Raw genomic sequence first — 16,959 nt, forward strand, 5'->3', positions numbered from 1 at the left:
ATCAGTTCATTACCTCTCCTAGTTGTTTTATTGTCTGTTTTATTTTGTCAGCCGCATACAATGCTTCTTCCATTGTATTTTCATATGACAAGCTAATACGGATCGCACTGTTTGCTTCTTCATCAGGTACACCCATTGCCATTAATGTTTTACTCGGAGATTTCTTTTTGGAAGAACAGGCACTGGTCGTTGAAACGTATATATCTTGGTCTTCAAGAGCATGAACAAACACTTCAGCTTTAAACCCTCGGACGGAAAAATTAAGAATGTGCGGGGCTGACCCTTCCTTCGGTGTATGAACCTTAACGCCATCAATTTTTTCAAGTTCATTTCTTAATGTATTCTTTATCGCTTCCATTTGATGTATGCCGGTCTCCCTTTTTTGAAGAGTTAAGCGCAAAGCCTTCGCCATGGCAACCATTCCGGCGACATTTTCTGTTCCGCTCCGCGTATTCAACTCCTGGTTTCCGCCCGACAACAGCGGCGATATCCTTACTCCATCCCGAATAAACAGCGCTCCCGTGCCTTTCAAGCCATGAAATTTGTGCCCGGAAATCGTACATAAATCAATTCCGCATTCATAAAAATTAAGCGGAACTTTTCCAACTCCTTGAACATGGTCAACATGAAAAAGGATTTTCGGATACTCTTTTATCATCGTTCCGATCTCTTTAATAGGCTGGATTGTTCCAACCTCATTATTGATATGCATAACGGACACAAGAATCGTATCGTGGCGAATCGCCTTCTCTACTTCTTTCGCATTTACCCTTCCGTCCGAATCAACCGGAACAAAAGTCACATCGAAGCCGAGTTGTTCAAGCTGATTGATGGACTCCGTGACAGAAGGATGTTCAATTGAAGTGGAAATAATATGGCGCCCTCTTCCCCTATACATGAGCGCCGTTCCCTTAATCGCTAGATTATTGCTCTCCGTTCCACCGGATGTAAAATATATCTCGCTATCTTTTACATTTAAAAGCCTGGCCACCTGAGACCGGGCCTGTGTTAACAATTGTTCAGCCTTTCCGCCAATATTATGCAGGGAAGATGGGTTGCCAAAATATTCTGTTGAAACTTTAACGAACGAGTCAATTACTTCTTCATATGGTTTTGTAGTTGCGCTATTATCAAAATAGATCATGGCCTTCCCCTTTCTAATACGGTAATGCAATTGTTAATCTTAGCACATTCTTCATTCGTTGAAAATGATACTGCTTTACGAGTTTGATGACGGATTTTTCTTTTGTAAACAAAAAAATGGCATAAATGCTATTCTTCATTATTGTGGACAAATTCGTTCTGATTAAAGATAAAAGCATGACAAAAGACAGGTTCACACTGCGAACCTGTCTTGTTTTTATTCTTCTGAAAGCATGGCTTCAATTTTCCTTAAAGCGCCCGGTTCTATTTCTTCGATTGAAGCGGCCGCTTGTTCAATGGCCTGCCGATAATCGTAGTTACGAAAGGCTGTTTCAGCCTCTTGCAAACCTTTCTCTACAGAAGGATAACGGCTTCGATAACGGTTGCCGTATTGAATGACTTTCTCCGCCAATTTTGCATTCTCGACTAATTCAATTGTTGAATCCATTAATTTATTAACAGTCAATACGGCAACCTCAAGGTATTTCCGGACAGAATTAATATTCAGCGGCTTTTCTTCAAGTCTGTCTATCACATTTTGAATACTTTCCTTCGCATCTTCCAATAAATATTGATATTCCTGAGATAAGCCCGGAATATTGCTTTTTGATACAAGGCGGATCATTTCTCCGACTTTTTTTGAAAGATCTTTTACTTGCTCCCGTGCTTCCATTTCATCTTTTCGCAAGGCCAGCAGTTTTTCTTCAAACTCCCTTTGTTCATCACGAACCTGATCCAAAACTGCTTTCATTTCCTGCAATTCTTCACTTAGAACGGTTTGTGCAGTATCATTTTGTGCGAGACGCTCTAACAGAAGCTCATACCTTTTTTCTAAATGGGCTAATCGTTTTTCAGAACGCGTTAAAACCTCCAGTTCCTGTTCCTGCAGGTGATAGCTCTCTTGGACATGGTCTGATTCCAATTTCAGTTTTTCATTTTCTTCCAAAGTGATATCAAGAATCTCCTTAGCTCCCTGTACATTTTGGCTGATAAAATGTTTTGCGTGTACTTCTTTTTCAAGAAGGTCGAATAAAAGCTCAATGCCTTCTTTCAACTCTTCAATTCCTTTTTGAACTTCCTCAATCTCAAGCTTTTCAATGTAGGATAAATATACTTCAAGCTGTTTTTCAAATCTTTCTGTCTCTTTCTCCAATGGAATATGGTCAAGAACATACCCTTGTGAGGCCATTTCCCGGTAGCCTTCCTTTAATTCTTTTATTTGCGAAGGAAGGCTAGTCTGGCATTCCAACAATAATCTAGGAATGTCATCCATTTTTTGTTTGATTTTTTCAAGTCGTTCCTTTATAAACAGAACGGTTTCTCGTGCCTCAAGGTAATTTCCATTTTTTGTTTTTTCATCAAACTCTTGAAATTTGCCTATGATTTCATCAAGCTTTCGTTCAAGCTCATTCTCTGCTCTCCCGAAATTATGCCGATGTGCAAGCAGGGTTTTCTTGCTCTCCCGATAAAGTTCCTTTAACTCTTCTATTTCAGTTCTGTTTTTTTCCTCGCTGCCGACGAGATCATTCAGCTCGGTGAGAATGCATTGTATCTTCTCTTCTGTCTTTGAAAGCTTTTCTTCAATAAGCGCAATAATTTCCTTCGCCTTGCCGAATCTATATTTATCAATATACTCCTCGGCATCAAACAAGAGCTCTTCTACATCAGGCAAATCGGTTGTAACGATCTCATCCCATTCATGACGCCATCTTTCAAAAAGTTCCTCTGTTTGGCCGGTCATATTCAGTTGCTTTATTTTTGACATTTCGTCAAGTACGGGGCGGTCCATTATGTCGATTTTCCATGATTCAAGACGGTCTATTTCTTTATAGTATTTTTTTCTTATAAAAAAACCGGTCAAAAACAAACAAAAAATAATGATGAGTGCACCAATTATGTATTCCATAATAAACCCCCAGTTTCAACACCGAATTTGGAGCAGTTTTAGTTTTTATTTTATATAAATATTTTACGAATGTTCATTTCAATGTTTTTATGATACCATGTAAACGACAATTTTTGACTATTATTTTCTTTTTTTTTGATCAAAAAGCTTCGACATTTAGTTTTTTACAAGAGGAGGGAGACAAAGTTGAAAAAAGATGGGCATATACATACTCCATATTGCCCTCACGGATCAAAAGATTCTTTTGAGGAATATATTGAACAAGCTATTTCGCTAGGGTTTGAGGAAATTACATTTACTGAGCATGCTCCATTGCCAAAAGGTTTTATCGATACAACCCCGACAAAAGACAGTGCGATGGATTTGAACAAACTTGAATCTTATCTCGATGATCTTGACCAGTTAAAGAAAAAATTCGAAGGGCGTATAAAAATAAATACCGGGCTGGAAGTTGATTATATTGAAGGGTACGAAAAAGAAATTCGAAATTTTTTGAATGTTATTGGAAAAAGGCTTGATGATGCCATTCTTTCCGTCCACTTTTTAAAATTCAATAATCGTTATGATTGTATCGACTACAGTCCAGGGGAATTTGAAAAAATAGCAAAAAGCTACGGGGGAGTAGATGAAGTCTATAAAAAATACTACGAAACATTAGTGCTTTCGATAACCTCGGATCTAGGGCCATTTAAACCGAAACGAATCGGCCACATTACACTGATCCGGAAATTCCACCGTAAATTTCCGGCTTCGCATGAATTTAAGAATGAAATTGAAAATGTCCTTAATACAATAAAAAAATATAATTATGAAATTGACTATAACGGGGCAGGAACAATAAAACCTCTTTGCCGGGAGCCTTATCCGCCTGAATGGGCTGCGGAAAAAGCCATACAAATGGGCATTCCGCTTGTCTATGGATCGGATGCCCACCATCGAAAAGAACTTGGCCAAGGCAGAGAAAAAATGAAATTTCTTAAAACGGGGCTGACTCAATAGCAAATGGGTCAGACCCATTTAATTGATTACTGCCTCTTTTTTTACCTCTGACGGAGGCGTACACAAAACTCCGTCAATCCACTGAAAAATTTCCTGCAAATATTTTTTTGCAAAGTATTTTTCATGAAGAAAAACATGCAATACTTCTGTTACATAGTGGGTATTTAAGAAAGGCATAGACAAGAGGCTTTTAAATTGCAAAATCAGATAAGAAACAGAATGGCTTCTAAACTCCTTTTGTTCCATTCCTTTTTCAATAATTTTATGAAATAAGTAGCGCTCTTTGACATAATAGGTAGACATAATTTCCCGGACAACTTGTGAATCGATTGACATTTCCCTGAGTATAAACCTAGTTAAATGGATGTTTTTACATTGGAATTCGATAACGTTTGTGGCTATTTGTTTCAGGCAAAACGCAGCACCCGCATCTAGCAGGGAAAAACCTTTTTCAATTTCGGCCAGATAATTTTCGAAAAATGCCGTAAAACAGTACTCTAATAACCCGTGTTTATTTTGAAAATAATAAGAAATATTGGCTGGGTTAACATTCGCTTTTTCTGCAATATCCCGCACCGATGTACCGTTATATCCCTTTGTATTGAACAATTCAATGGCTGCATTCACAATTGCCTCTTTTGAATTTTTTCGCACCCGGCTGCCCTCCCTCTCCGCCATTTTTCAGTCATACATTACCATTCTTTATTTCTCGTACCATTTCCTTTAATTAATTCTCGACAAAGTCTCCTCTTTTTCTGCTGTTTTTGATAGAATTTATATTAAAATCCCTGAAAGCAAGGTGAAAACGGTGTTTCAAGTCGAAAAATATCGTGGTTCTAAAGAGGAAAACTATGAGCTTGTTATTAAGCAGCTTAAGTCTCTCCTCGAAGGAGAAACAAATCGAATTGCAAATTTAAGCAATGCTTCGGCTTTATTAAAACAGTTTTTAGACCGTACAAATTGGGTAGGTTTTTATTTGATGGATGGAGAAGAGCTCGTTCTTGGTCCGTTCCAAGGTCTTCCTGCATGTGTCCGCATCCCGCTTGGAAAAGGAGTTTGCGGTACATCCGCTCAATTGCGGAAAACAATCAGGGTAGAAGACGTCCATCTTTTTCCTGGACATATTGCATGTGACCCTGCCTCCCAATCAGAAATCGTTGTGCCCATGATCAAAAACGGAGAATTATTGGGAGTCCTCGACATCGATTCGCCGGAAAAAAGTCGTTTCGATGAATTGGATCAGGAGAAATTAGAAAAATTTACAGAAGTGCTCGTACAATATTTATAAGTAAAACCGGGCTAAATCCTAAAAGCCCGGTTTTTTTGTGTTTATATTGAAACGAAAGCTCATACATGTAGAACAACAGCTCATAAACGAGGTTAAAGACTCATAATTTAGAAGAAATTGATTTTTTCGGATCTGCTTTTTTGCAATTTTTTGAACACTCGAACTGATTTGTCATTCTACCATACATCCTAAATCTTAAACCTTCAGTCCGGTGTCTTCTTCTTGTATAACCACCTTGTTTTTTCCTGTACCCTTTGCTCTATAAAGTGCTTTGTCTGCACGTTTAAACAAGCTTTTTAAAGTATCATCGCTTCCGGATGTCCAATAAGAAACACCGCAGGAAATCGTTATTGGCGGGTTGGTGTTTTCGGACACCTTTTTGACCAGTCTTTCAGCAATTAAAGCACCTTTATCGATCGAAACTCGCGGCAAATAAATGGCCAGTTCTTCACCGCCCCATCTGGCGCCAATATCCGTGTTCCGAATATTGTCAAGTATCATATTCGCCACCTGAACAAGAATTTCGTCCCCAACTTGATGGCCATATGTATCATTAATCAATTTAAAATTATCAATGTCAACTAAGATAAATGTACCCATATCATCCTCTGCCATAGAAAGATGAATGCGCTCATCCAAATAATTGCGGGAATATAGCTTCGTCAGATGGTCAGTTACAACCATTCTTTCAAGCTCCTCCCGAAGCATCGAATTGGTTAATGCAAGTGTTGAGTGGTGAATCAGCGATTGAAGCAATTTAAATGTTTCAAACGAAAAATGATAAGGATCACGATGCATAACAAGCGTAAACCCTTTCAATTTTTCGCTTTGTACCATCGGAACAGCCATAATGGACCTGAACCGTTCACTTATGATTTCAAGCTGCAGATTCAAATCTCCGATAAAAAGAGAGTCTTTTTCTTTTTGAATTTTATTTTTTATATATTTAATATAATGATTTGCCGGCTCCGTAAAGAAAAACGAAGTGCTTCCTTTCACAACTTCATATTTCTCATCGTCTTCGAGAAGAATAATAAATCCGACTTCCTGTGCATCAAACGAACTAATGATCTGCTCAGACATAAATGTCATCATTTCAGTCAGCCGCAGGTTTGAATTAAGCCGTTGTGACGTTTCATTAATCAATTGAAGGTCGGCGATTAATTTTCTTGATTGCTGGTACAGCTGAGCATTTTCAAGTGCTCCGCCGGCTGTATTTGCAAGAAGTGTAATAAATTCAACCTCGTTCTTCGGAAAAACAAGAGAATCCGGCGCAATAACCTGCAAAACACCGTACACACCCTGCTTTCCTTTTAAAGGTGCATAAAGCACGGACCGTTTCTCCTGTAAAGAATCTTCAATTTGGATTGTACCCGTTACATATGCCTGCATGGCAGCAATATTTTCACTATCATACTCTAAATCCTTAATCGGCAGATCTCCATGGCTGTTATTATCATGGGACAGAAGCAAATAATATGTAAATGTCGGATAAACTTCCTGCAATGTGTAAATGATCTCTCCTAAAACATCATCTATTTTCATTGAAGAGTGAAATTTCTCCGTCACCCGGAAAAGCTGCTGATATCTTTTTTTTTCGATCACAATTTTTGTCAGTGATTGAATTTTAATGAGAAAAATCCCGCATTGCTCGCTTAATTCTTTTAGAAATTCATCTGAAAAGTGCTCAAAGCTGGATGGAATGTCTTCTTTTAAAGTTAATAAGCCGAAACAATTAGCTTCTCTGCGAATGAATAAGAACAGATCATCCGTTTCAAAACCCGGAATCGGAAGATGATCACGGTAAACCGAGCTTTTTTGGGCCAATTTTTCGAACTCGGCACATGAAATTTTCCGGGGAATAAACGTTTGTTTGAAATTTCTGTTCGTTGAAGACTCTACGACAAGCTTCTTGTTCCATTCATTACAGCAATAAAAATTCACTTCAGAAGCCTTCGTTAAACTTCTGATAGCACCAAGCATTTCTTCAATTAATATATCATAGTTTAATAAGCCTTTGTCGGGATCAATCATATCAAATAATCGGCTTTTTAATTTCAGAATCATATGGCTTTCAAGCAGATCCATTCCATCATCACCTAATTATCTCTGCAGAGTTAAAAATTATGATCTATATCAAAAATTCTTTTCCTATAACCCTTATTATATATATGAATGAGTAAAATTTCCTATAAAAAATGTCTATTCCCTTACAAAAGTTACAATTTTACACCATTTATTTCAATTCGATCACTCTTTTTCACAAAAACTGTAATTTTTATTATATCATATCTTTTTTCATCATTTCTTAAATATGAAAAAATATTTCGTATGGCCGACGATGCAATCGCCAAAAAAACCTTGACTTTACATTTTGAAAAACTATATAATATTCTTTGTGTAAAATATTGCAGCCTGTGTGAACACCTTAGTGTATCATTTTGTTCCTCGCAAGAGACAGTCTCTGCGATGGTGTATTGGGTAACCCTCTGCTGCTGGGGCGAAGGTACATGAAAACAAAATGTGCACGATTGTTGTTTCACAACTGTTTTTATTTTACCTAAATAAAAACATAAAGGAGGAGTCATTCATGGCTCGTTATACCGGTCCAAGCTGGAAAATTTCCCGCCGTCTTGGTATTTCCCTGAGCGGTACCGGGAAAGAATTAGAAAAGCGTCCTTACGCTCCTGGACAACATGGTCCAAACCAACGCAAGAAGCTTACTGAATATGGATTGCAATTGCAGGAAAAACAAAAGCTTCGTCATATGTACGGAGTAAACGAACGCCAATTCCGCAACCTTTTTGACAAAGCAGGAAAAATGCCTGGTATCCACGGTGAAAACTTCTTGATTCTTCTTGAATCACGTTTGGACAACGTTGTTTACCGTTTAGGCTTGGCTCGTACTCGCCGTCAAGCTCGCCAGCTTGTAAACCACGGACATATTTTAGTAGATGGTTCTCGCGTAGATATCCCATCTTACCGTGTAACACCTGGCCAAACAATCAGCGTTCGTGAAAAATCACGCAACCTTGACATCATTAAAGAAGCGATTGAATTAAACAACTTCGTTCCTGACTTCTTAACTTTTGATGCTGACAAACTAGAAGGAACATACACTCGCTTGCCGGAGCGTTCTGAACTTCCTGCTGAAATTAACGAAGCTCTTATCGTTGAGTTCTATTCTCGTTAATAGCACGAAAACCAGCCATGTTTGGCTGGTTTTTTTTTGCACTCAGGAGTTCCAAATTTGCGGGAGAAAGCAGGAAATTTGAAATTATAAGGAAATGGTATTAAGATATGTTCGAAAACGTTTACAACCAAGGGAGGTTTTTTATTTAATAAAATCTGAGAGCATAAGAATTGAATTGATCTTCATTTTATGAAATGGTCTTTATAAAGATACGAGATTTTAAAGATCTCTCGCAGGTTTAATCCCTGTCTTAGACCACCTGGAATGAAATAACTACGCAGATCTTTCATCAAAGAAGGGAGTATTCATTGTATGAAACAATATCTTGAACTAAACAAAAGTTTTATTAATGGTGAATGGGTTGAAGGATTAAGTACGAAATCCATTGATATTTTAAATCCTTATGATGATTCTGTTATTACGACAGTAAAATTAGCCACAACAGAACAAACAAAGGAAGCTTTTGAAGCGGCGCAACAAGCACAGAAAAAATGGGCGAAATCTTCTGCAGAGGAAAGAAAAGCGGTCATCCAGAAAACAATAGAGTATCTTAAAGAGAATAAAGAATCAATTTTAGAGGCCCTTGTAGTAGAAACAGGCAGCTCATATATAAAAGCGGAAATGGAATATCTAGTTTCGTTAGATGAATTAGTAGAAGCGGAAAAAATGACAGAAGAGATTTATACGTATAAAGAACTTCCTTCTCCTATCGAAGGAAAAACGAATCGAATTTATCGATTACCGCTGGGAGTTATTTCATCGATTTCTCCATTTAATTTCCCGTTATTTATATCGATGAGAACCATTGCTCCTGCGATTGCATTAGGGAATGCTGTCGTTCATAAACCGGATTTGAAAACTGCCTTAACCGGAGGCTCGATTATTGCAGCAGCGTTTGAATATGCCGGATTGCCAAAAGGTGTACTTAATGTGGTTTTAACGAATTCGAGAGAAATCGGAGATGAAATGTTAACAAATCCTCATGCTAAGATGGTCAGCTTTACCGGATCCACAGAGGCAGGAAAGCGTGTCGGAGCTGTTGCCGGTGGAGCTTTAAAACGGGTGGCATTGGAATTAGGCGGAAATGGCCCGTTTGTCGTGTTGAGCGATGCTGATGTAGATCGCGCAGTGGAGGCAGCAATATTTGGGAAGTTTTTACACCAAGGCCAAATTTGTATAATTGCAAATCGATTCATTGTTCATAAAGATGTGTATGATGAATTTGTACAGAAATTTGTGGAACGAGCCAAAGAGGTACCGTATGGAGATCCACGCAATCGTGAAAATGTGATTGGACCGATTATTGACCAACGCCAGTTAGAAAAAGCATTAAAAATAATTGAAGATGCAAAAGCAGATGGAATTAAGGTAGCATTGGAAGGAAAACGAGTTGGAAATATCTTAACTCCAACTGTATTTGTAGATGTAGATAATGATAGTAAGTTGGCTCAAACGGAAGTGTTTTCACCGATTGCAATGATGATAAAAGCGGAAACAGATGAACAAGCGATTGAAATGGCGAATAGAACCGAATATGGCTTAAGTTCGGCTGTATTTACATCTGATCTTGAAAAAGGAACAAAACTAGCTTTAGAGATTGATAGCGGAATGACGCATGTAAATGACCAATCGGTTAACCTTCAAGCGAATATGCCATTTGGAGGAACAAAAGAAAGTGGATTAGGCCGTTTCGGAAATCCATGGATTGTAGAAGAATTTACAGTGACAAAATGGGTTTCAGTCCAACAACAATACCGAAAATTTCCGTTTTAATAAATAAAAATCACCTAGGTTCAAGTACTGTAGCAAGATCCAATATTATTTTTAATGAACAAAGCCTTCCGGAATGGAAGGCTTTGTTCATTAATATTTAATAAGGAAATACTTCTTTTTGCCACGACGGATAATCGTAAATTGCCCTTCTATCCGATCTTGATCTCCAAGTACATAACCCACATCAGTAATTCGCTCACCATTTACATAAATTGCTCCATTTGAGACATCTTCACGGGCCTGGCGTTTTGAAGGGGAGATTTTTGCGGCCACAAGCAAATCAATAATTCCAATTTCTTCACCTGAAGTATGCTCATATGATGGCACATCTTTAAAGCCCTGCTTAATTTCTGCCGCAGATAAATTTTTCACGTCGCCGCTAAACAGCGCTTCGGAAATCTTTATTGCTTGCTGCAGCGCTTCTTCTCCGTGAATCAGACGTGTCATCTCTTCTGCAAGCGCTTTTTGGGCTTTGCGTAAATGAGGCTCTTCCTGTACAGATTTTTCAAGCTCCTCAATTTCTTCACGGGAAAGGAACGTAAAGTATTTCAAGTATTTTACAACATCTGCATCAGCTGTATTAATCCAGAATTGATAGAACTCATAAGGAGATGTTTTCTCCGGATCAAGCCATACTGCTCCACTTTCCGTTTTTCCGAACTTTGTTCCGTCTGCTTTTGTAACAAGCGGGATAGTTAAACCATATGCTTTCGCACCTTCCGGTTGCATTTTTCGGATAAGTTCAAGTCCTGTCGTAATATTGCCCCACTGGTCACTTCCGCCAATTTGCATTTTACAATTATGGTGTTCATACAAATGCAAAAAGTCCATCGCCTGTAAAATCGTATACGTAAATTCTGTAAAAGAAATGCCTGTTTCAAGGCGGGAAGCAATTGTGTCTTTTGCCAACATGTAATTAACGCCCACATGTTTTCCGTAGTCACGAAGGAATGTGACAACATCCATTGAACCGATCCAATCATAGTTATTTACAAGGATCGCTCCGGATTCGCCCTCAAAATCAAAGATTCTTCGAAGCTGTTTTTGGAGTGCTTCCACATTATGCCGGATTGCTTCAATCGTTTGCAGCTTTCTCTCCTCGCTCTTTCCGCTTGGATCGCCGATTAGTCCTGTTGCCCCCCCGACAAGTACAATCGGGCGGTGTCCTTCATTTTGAAAACGCCGCAGCGTCAAAAACGGCAGCAGATGCCCGATATGCATACTGTCTGCAGTCGGGTCAATACCGCAATATAATGAAATTTTCTCTTTATTTAAGATTTCTTTAATTCCTTCTTCATCGGTTTGCTGATAAATGATTCCTCTCCATTGCAAATCTTCCAGTAAATTCATGACTGCCATCCTCCTTAAACGATATTTTTACCTGTAAAAACAAAAAAGCCCCTGCATCAAAAGCAGGGACGCAAAACATGCGCGGTACCACCCAAATTGAGGACATATGTTGCCCTCCACTCATTAAAGGTAACGGCTTAACCGTTTACTGCTACTTTCATCTTTCACAGCAAATGCTCAGGGAGGTAATTCATGCTTCTATATGTACCGGCTCACATCAGCCGCCGGCTTTCTGAAACAGGGATAGAACCACTACTTGTTCCCGTCATTGCTTAATCATTATTAATTTACGATAAAGTGAAACTTCCGTCAGTGGGGGTTATTCGAAGTACAGGATGTACGAGTGCCGACAAAGACATAAGGACGTGGCGCTTTAAGTAGGCGTTCATCCCCCACTGATGGTTAGTTGAACCAATCGGGCTTTTACGGGCGGTTATCCCCCACCTAGCTTCTTCGATTCCTCTATAGCTTAAAGTGGGGGGCTTACTGCCCGTTAATGCGGGATAAAACATTCTTATCATACTTCCCATGTAATTGTCAATCTCATACAGGAAATTTCAGAAAAATGTTGAAGCTTGTCATCTTAGAAACTTTGATATGCTATAATGTATGTGATTTTAGGGGGACTGATCAAATGAATGATAAGCAAATTTGGAAGGAACGATTTAGATCGTGGCTTAGTCTTCTTTCAAATAAAAGAACGATTAAAGGAGCACGAATCACTTATCAGGTTGCATGGAATTTATTTCTTATTTTTTTAATTGTGATTGTGCTTGGAAGTGCATTTGCCGGCGGAGTCGGTGCCGGCTATTTCGCTTCTCTAGTAAAGGATGAGCCTATCCGCTCTTACGAGAACTTGAAAAAGGATATATATAGCTACGAAGAAACTTCGGAGCTTTATTTTGCCAATAATGTCTATTTAGGCAAGCTGCGGAGTGACATTGATCGTGAAGAAGCAAAGCTTGACGAGGTTTCCGAACATTTAATTAATGCGATCATAGCAACCGAAGACGAATACTTCTACGAACATGACGGCGTTGTTCCGAAAGCAATCATTCGCGCAATTTTGCAGGAAGTGACCAATTCACCAACGCAAACAGGCGGAAGCACACTGACGCAGCAGTTAATAAAAAACCAAATTTTAACAAATGAAATTTCGTTTGAACGGAAAGCAAAAGAAATATTATTGGCGCTCCGGTTGGAGAAATTTTTCGATAAAAAGGAAATTTTGGAAGCGTATTTAAATGTTGCAACGTTTGGCCGCAATTCTTCGGGAAGAAATATTGCCGGCGTCCAAGCAGCAGCCAAAGGTATTTTTGGTATTAATGCAAAGGATTTAAACCTGCCCCAGGCTGCTTTTATAGCAGGACTTCCCCAGAGCCCGTTTGCATACACCCCTTTCACGAATAAGGGGGAAATAAAAGAAAACCTTGAACCGGGCTTAACAAGGATGAAAACGGTTTTAAAAAGGATGTATGATAGCGGGAAAATCAATCAGAAGCAATACGAAGAAGCCCTTGCCTATGATATTACGAAAGATTTTGCTCCATACATTCCAAGCCCTCAGGAAAAATACCCGTGGCTGACGATTGAAATTGAAAAGCGGTCCGTAGAAATTTTGGCAAAGATTTTAGCGAAAAAAGACGGATATGAAGAAAAGGATCTTGAATCTGATCAAAAATTGCGGGAAGAATATATGGCGATTGCCGACCGGGATCTTCGCCAAAACGGATACGAGATTCATACGACAATCGATAAGAAAATCTATGACGCAATGCAAACAGTAAAAGATCATTATCCTTATTACGGCCCTGATAAACCTCAAGAAATAACCGATCCTGCAACTGAGGAAAAAAAGACGATCATGGAGCCTGTAGAAGTCGGAGCCATTCTAATTGAAAACAAAACAGGCAAAATTATCAGTTTTGTCGGCGGCCGAGATTATAAGCGGGAACAGTTAAACCATGCAACAAGTGCTGTCCGTCAAAATGGATCTACAATGAAGCCCCTTCTCGTTTATGCACCGGCTTTTGAACTTGGAAAAGCTGCTCCAGGTACGATTTTGCCTGACGTTCCTTTATATCTTGCTCCAGGATTGAACCGGCCTTGGCCAATGAACTACGATCTCCGCTACAGCGGCTTAGTATCAGCAAGGCACGCTCTGGCAAAATCATATAATGTTCCTGCTGTTAAATTGTACAAAGATATTATCGGGCATAGACCTGCTGATTATTTAAAAAAGATGGGCTTTACATCGTTAATTGAAAAGGATTATACAAACCTGGCAACTGCAATCGGTTCATTGGAAAACGGGGTAACGGTTGAAGAAAATACAAATGCTTTTGCAACATTTGCAAATGGCGGAAAATTCATCGATGCCTATTTGATTGATAAAATTGTTGATAAAAACGGAAATGTCATTTACCAGCATGAAGTGAAACCGGTAGAAGTTTTCAGCCCGCAAACCGCTTATTTAACACTTGATATGATGAGAGACGTCATTACAAGCGGTACTGCAGCTTCCTTAAACAGCAGATTAAAATTCAGGTCCGATTGGGCAGGAAAGACTGGAACAGGGCACGAATACCATGATGCTTGGTTTGTCGCAACCAATCCAAACGTAACTTTTGGAATTTGGACCGGTTATGATACGCCGAAATCATTAAAAAGCGGCGGTTTAAGCTACAGCTTAAGGAACTTATATTTATGGGCCGATTTAATAAATGCTGCTTATGATATAAATCCTAAGCTTGTGAACCCGGATGAACAATTCAAGATGCCGGGCGGTATTGTAAGACGGTCCTTCTGTGCAACATCCGGTTTATCGCCTTCCGATGCTTGTGTTAGAGCAGGCCTCGTGGAAACAGATTTATTTAATGCCAAATATGTGCCGACAAAAGTTGATGATAGTTTAATAGAAGGCAAATTTGTCCGTGTAGGCGATAAAAAATATTTAGCTTTGGATTCAACTCCTGCCGAATTTGCTGAATCAGGATTAATCCTGAATCCTGATTACATTGAGAAAATATTCGGTATAAAGGCTGATCCACAACAGCTTATTCCAAATAAAGACCGTTGGTCAAAAATTTTAGTTCCTCAAGATAGGCTTGCAGATAACGGACGGAAACCTGGAGCCTTAAATATAAAAAATTCAGGCAACACGATTGTATGGTCAAAACATCAGGATTATGATGTCATCGGCTACCGTGTCTATAAAAATGGGGCAAAAATTGCAAGCATAAAAGCCGGCTCTTCTTTATCCTTTAACGCAGCTGTTGGCAGTTATTATGTGACAGCAGTTGATATAGCCGGAAATGAATCTCCTCCTTCCAACATCATTGAAATCGGAAAAAAACCTGAAGCAAGTCCTGAAGTTCCCGCTGAAGGGAAAGATCCCGGTAAAGGAGATGGCGGTTCTACCGGCGGAAATGGCCAAACCCCACCTGGAAATAGAAACGGCGGCAGTACAGGTGAAGCCCCTTCAAGTGAAAACGTGAATATCGGAACAGGTCAATAGCATACAAAAAGCTGAACCGTTGATTACAGCGGTTCAGCTTTTTTACATTTAATTAATCTTCCATCGTTGATAAATCTCCTGTTGGCAAGTTAAGCTCCCATGCTTTGAGGACACGGCGCATGATTTTTCCGCTTCGGGTCTTTGGAAGTTTATCGCGGAATTCAATTTCTCTTGGAGAAGCGTGTGCAGCCAGACCAGTTTTAACAAATTGGCGGATATCCTCTTTCAGCTCTTCGGTTGCTTCATACCCATCCCGCAAGGCAACGAACGCCTTTATAATTTCACCGCGAACAGGATCCGGTATGCCGATTACCCCTGCTTCGGCAATAGCCGGATGTTCAACAAGCTTGCTTTCCACTTCGAATGGGCCAACACGTTCACCGGATGTCATAATGACATCATCGACACGGCCTTGGAACCAGAAATAGCCGTCTTCATCCATATAAGCAGAGTCACCGGAAATATACCAGTCTCCCGGTAAAAAGTAAGATTCATATTTTTGCGGATTATTCCAGATGGCATACATCATGGAAGGCCAGCCTTTTTTAATTGCCAGATTTCCCATCCGGTACGGAGGCAATTCATTGCCTTGATCATCAACAATCGCAGCTTTAACGCCAGGAATTGGTTTCCCCATCGATCCCGGCTTTATCTCCATGCATGGATAATTACAAATCAGATGCGCACCGGTTTCTGTCATCCACCATGTATCATGAATACGAAGATTAAATACTTTCATCCCCCATCTTATTACTTCAGGATTAAGAGGCTCGCCAACGCTCAAAATGTGGCGGAGACTGCTCAAATCGAACTTCTTAACGATTTCATCGCCGGCACCCATCAACATTCTAAATGCAGTCGGTGCACTGTACCAGACAGTCACTCCAAATTCTTCAATCATTTTATACCACGTTTCAGGGTTAAAGCGGCCGCCGATAACCACATTTGATGCGCCTGTAAGCCAAGGGCCGAATATACCGTATGAAGTTCCCGTTACCCAGCCAGGATCAGCAGTACACCAATAAGTATCCTCCTCTTTTAAATCAAGAACCCACTTTGCAGTTTGATATTGTTGAAGCATTGCATTATGGACATGCAACACGCCTTTTGGCTTCCCGGTTGAACCTGAAGTATAGTGGAGAATCAGCCCGTCTGTCCGGTCGACCCATTCAATATCCAATTGTTTGCTTGCTTCGGCAAGCCTTTTATTAAAATCAATATATGGCCCCTGCTCTTCAATGTTATTGCCGACAAGGAAAATAGTTTTTAGTTCTGGAAGTTCATTCACAGGAACTCTTCCAAGAAGTTCAGGAGTTGTCACAAGAACTTTTGCTCCGCTGTCTTCCAGGCGGTCGCGGACTGCACCTTCCATGAAAGCTTCAAAAAGCGGTCCGACGATAGCTCCAATTTTAATAGCGCCAAGGAGTGCAAAATAGAGTTCAGGAGAACGAGGCATAAAAATAAACACCCTGTCGCCTTTTTCAACATCGCCATAAGTTTTAAGGATGTTGCCTGCTTTATTTGAGTATTCTTTCATTTCTTTAAACGTATATTTCTCATTGCGGGAACCGTCCCGGTAATAAAGAGCAATCTTATTTTTTCTAAAAGATTCTGCATGGCGGTCTATCGCTTCATAAGCCATATTCACCCGACCGGTTTCATACCATGTAAAGTGTTTCTCAGTTTCCTTCCAATCAAACCGCTCATACATTTCTTCATAATTTTCTAAATTATGGGTCCCCTTTATCACTGGCAGCGTTTCGACTTTCATGCCGTATCCCCCTTTTTCA

At 39.6% G+C, this 16,959-nt stretch carries 11 protein-coding genes and 1 other annotated feature; of the genes, 5 read left to right on the plus strand and 6 right to left on the minus strand.

The annotated features are described in order from the left end of the window. Position 1 precedes the first annotated feature (1 nt). Positions 2–1,144: a cysteine desulfurase family protein gene (locus C0966_RS11210; RefSeq protein WP_274855540.1), complete on the minus strand. Its 1,143-nt coding sequence runs from the start codon at positions 1,142–1,144 to the stop codon at positions 2–4. A gap of 216 nt (positions 1,145–1,360) precedes the next feature. Continuing rightward, complete coding sequence (gene ezrA, locus C0966_RS11215) at positions 1,361–3,049, minus strand: septation ring formation regulator EzrA (protein ID WP_274855542.1); 1,689 nt, start codon at positions 3,047–3,049, stop codon at positions 1,361–1,363. Positions 3,050–3,235: 186 nt separating this feature from the next. On the opposite strand from ezrA, the gene hisJ reads away from it, so the two are divergent. Continuing rightward, on the plus strand, positions 3,236–4,048 hold the full coding sequence (hisJ, locus tag C0966_RS11220; RefSeq protein WP_274855543.1) for a histidinol-phosphatase HisJ: 813 nt from the start codon (positions 3,236–3,238) through the stop codon (positions 4,046–4,048). Positions 4,049–4,066: 18 nt separating this feature from the next. Here the strand turns inward: hisJ and refZ are convergent, their stop codons facing one another. Continuing rightward, entirely contained in the window at positions 4,067–4,702 is a 636-nt protein-coding gene (gene refZ / locus C0966_RS11225) for a forespore capture DNA-binding protein RefZ (RefSeq protein WP_274855545.1), read from the minus strand. 154 nt (positions 4,703–4,856) lie between these two features. On the opposite strand from refZ, the gene C0966_RS11230 reads away from it, so the two are divergent. Further along, complete coding sequence (locus C0966_RS11230) at positions 4,857–5,336, plus strand: GAF domain-containing protein (protein ID WP_274855546.1); 480 nt, start codon at positions 4,857–4,859, stop codon at positions 5,334–5,336. Between the two features lie 195 nt (positions 5,337–5,531). On the opposite strand, the gene C0966_RS11235 is transcribed toward C0966_RS11230, so the two are convergent. Further along, positions 5,532–7,424 carry a sensor domain-containing diguanylate cyclase gene (locus tag C0966_RS11235; protein WP_274855547.1) on the minus strand — a complete coding sequence of 631 codons (1,893 nt, stop codon included), beginning with the start codon at positions 7,422–7,424 and terminating at the stop codon, positions 5,532–5,534. Between the two features lie 502 nt (positions 7,425–7,926). Between C0966_RS11235 and rpsD the strand changes: the two genes are divergently transcribed. Both rpsD and C0966_RS11245 read left to right on the plus strand, forming a co-directional pair. Next, entirely contained in the window at positions 7,927–8,529 is a 603-nt protein-coding gene (rpsD, locus tag C0966_RS11240) for a 30S ribosomal protein S4 (RefSeq protein WP_274855548.1), read from the plus strand. A gap of 312 nt (positions 8,530–8,841) precedes the next feature. Beyond that, positions 8,842–10,302 carry an aldehyde dehydrogenase family protein gene (locus C0966_RS11245; protein WP_274855550.1) on the plus strand — a complete coding sequence of 487 codons (1,461 nt, stop codon included), beginning with the start codon at positions 8,842–8,844 and terminating at the stop codon, positions 10,300–10,302. A gap of 90 nt (positions 10,303–10,392) precedes the next feature. Here C0966_RS11245 and tyrS read toward each other — a convergent pair whose 3' ends face one another. Continuing rightward, positions 10,393–11,652 (minus strand): tyrosine--tRNA ligase, encoded by a 1,260-nt coding sequence (gene tyrS, locus C0966_RS11250; protein WP_274855551.1) that lies wholly within the window; start codon positions 11,650–11,652, stop codon positions 10,393–10,395. A gap of 61 nt (positions 11,653–11,713) precedes the next feature. Beyond that, positions 11,714–11,930 (minus strand) — a binding site (T-box leader). Positions 11,931–12,286: 356 nt separating this feature from the next. On the opposite strand from tyrS, the gene C0966_RS11255 reads away from it, so the two are divergent. Then, positions 12,287–15,169, plus strand: coding sequence for a transglycosylase domain-containing protein (locus C0966_RS11255; RefSeq protein ID WP_274855553.1), 2,883 nt, complete (start codon positions 12,287–12,289; stop codon positions 15,167–15,169). 52 nt (positions 15,170–15,221) lie between these two features. On the opposite strand, the gene acsA is transcribed toward C0966_RS11255, so the two are convergent. Further along, positions 15,222–16,940 carry an acetate--CoA ligase gene (gene acsA / locus C0966_RS11260; RefSeq protein WP_274855555.1) on the minus strand — a complete coding sequence of 573 codons (1,719 nt, stop codon included), beginning with the start codon at positions 16,938–16,940 and terminating at the stop codon, positions 15,222–15,224. Between the last annotated feature and the right edge of the window lie 19 nt (positions 16,941–16,959).

This window comes from Bacillus methanolicus, from assembly GCF_028888695.1.
GTDB classification, from domain to species: Bacteria; Bacillota; Bacilli; order Bacillales; family Cytobacillaceae; genus Bacillus_Z; species Bacillus_Z methanolicus_B.